This is a genomic window from Niastella sp. (assembly GCF_045805085.1).
Taxonomy (GTDB): Bacteria; Bacteroidota; Bacteroidia; order Chitinophagales; family Chitinophagaceae; genus Niastella.
In genome coordinates this window covers 1-2291 of record NZ_JBJMLX010000225.1, presented here as the reverse complement: position 1 = coordinate 2291, position 2291 = coordinate 1, and the positions used below count along the sequence as shown (strand labels likewise).

The window sequence follows — 2291 nt, the reverse complement described above, 5'->3', positions numbered from 1 at the left end:
CACATTCTGATTAGCTGTAGAAGTATTGCCGTTGCCATCGTCAAATGTCCAATGGATCACGTGCGTGCCTGAAGTGTAGGTCACAGGATCGGTAGTAGTACCGGTAACTGTACCCGCACAATTATCCGTTGTAGCGGGCGCTGTAGCAGTAGCAGAACATTCGCCGGTTACATCAGCCAATGTGGGCGCTACAGGAGCGGTTATATCGTGTATGATCACATTCTGATTGGCAGTAGAAGAGTTTCCATTACCATCATTAAATGTCCAATGGATCACATGGGTGCCTGAAGTGTAGGTCACTGGGTCGGTAGTAGTACCAGTAATAGTGCCTGAACAATTATCAGTTGTTGTTGGCGCCGTAGCGGTAGCAGTACACTCGCCGGTTACATCAGCCAGGGTGGGCGCTACAGGAGCGGTTACATCATGGATAATCACATTCTGGTTGGCCGTAGAAGTGTTGCCATGTCCATCATCAAATGTCCAATGGATCACATGCGTGCCCTGGGTTGAGTAAGTCAACGGATCGGTGGTAGTGCCAGTGATCGTACCCGCACAATTATCTGTAGTAGTGGGTGCAGTAGCCGTAGCAGTACACTCATCGGTTATATCTGCCAGTGTTGGCACTACAGGCGGCGTTACATCGTGTATTACCACATTCTGATTGGCTGTAGACGTATTGCCGTTGCCATCGTCAAATGTCCAATGGATCACATGTGTTCCCTGGGTGGAGTATGTTAATGGATCGGTGGTAGTACCAGTGATGGTGCCTGAACAATTATCCGTTGTGGTTGGCGCTGTTGCGGTGGCCGTACATTCGCCGGTTACATCAGCCAGTTCGGGCAATACGGGAGCTGTTACATCCTGAACAATTACATTTTGCGTCGCCTGAGATATATTACCATGGCCATCATCAAAGCTCCAATGGATCACATGGGTGCCCTGGGTTGTATAGGTCAGCGCATCGGTGGTTGTTCCGGTGATAAGGCCGAAACAATTATCCAATGCAGTGGGCGCTGTAGCGGTGGCGGAACACTCGCCGGTTACATCGGCCAATGTGGGCACAGCTGGTGGCGTATCATCATGAACAATTACGTTCTGGGTTGCGTGAGAAATATTACCATGGCCATCATCAAAGCTCCAATGGATCACAAAAGAGCCCTGGGTTGAATAAGTCAATGGATCGGTTGTGGTACCAGTTATGGAGCCGGCACAATTATCCGTTGTAGTGGGGGCTGTAGCAGTGGCGCTGCACTGACCGGTAACGTTAGCCAGAACAGGCACAACCGGCGCTTCGGTGTCGTTCACGGTCACATCAAAGGCCGTAGTGGAAGTGCCGCAGTCATTTTCAGCCGTAACGGTAACATTGGTTGTACCTATCGGGAATGTATGTGGATTGGTAATAGGTAAGCCATCAACTGTGTAGCTAAGCGTTCCATTGGTGGTTACATTTCCGCCAAGGGTTATCAGGGCGCCGCATACGCCTGCTGAATTGCCTACAACCGTATCTGTTGCAATGGCAACCGGGGATGGATTTACCGTTGCCACCACATTATAACCAGCAGGATTGGTACAGCCATTGGCCGATAATGTATACACATAGGTTACATTTACCGGCGCTATAGTGGTATTGAACAGTGTTTCGTTCGGATCGTCGGTGCCGCTTGCAGCCACGTTGTCGATGCCCGTAACCGCTGCCCTGCTCCAATTGAACGTTGTACCCGCTGTGGGGCTTGTGGGTATATACTGGAATGGATTGGCATCACAAATTGCCGGTGGCGTTAATGTGCTGGAAAGAGTGGGCGCTGGATTCACCACTACCACTACAGGGAACGCACCAGGATTGGTACAGCCATTCGCTGTTACCGTATACTGATACGTTACATTCACCGGGTTGGCTGTTGTATTGATCAGCGTTTCGTTCGGGTTACCCGTGCCGCTGGCAGTCGCATTACTAATGCCGGCAACTACTGCTCTGCTCCAGCTAAAACTGGCGCCTGATGTGGCACTCGTTGGGGTATAACTAAACGGTGTATTGGTGCAAACAGCAGGCGGTGTTAAACTGCTGCTTAAGGTAGCCAACGGTGTTATGTTAACGGTGACAGTATTCGTCATTTGAACGCTACAAGAATTAGATGCCAATACATTAAATGTAGTAGCTGTGCTCAAATTGCCTGTTGGCAAATTGATGGTTGATCCGGTACCGACCACGGAACTGCCAATATTTACATTACCCGTATTATTCCGCAATTGATAGTTTACTCCTAACTGCGAAGCTGGGATCTGAATATTTG

The 2291-nt window shown here is 49.6% G+C and carries 1 protein-coding gene; it reads right to left on the bottom strand.

Annotation, left to right across the window (positions count from 1 at the left end):
• Positions 1-2291 (bottom strand): PKD-like domain-containing protein (locus ACJ751_RS11550; protein WP_407745649.1); only part of this gene is annotated, 2291 nt, incomplete at both ends.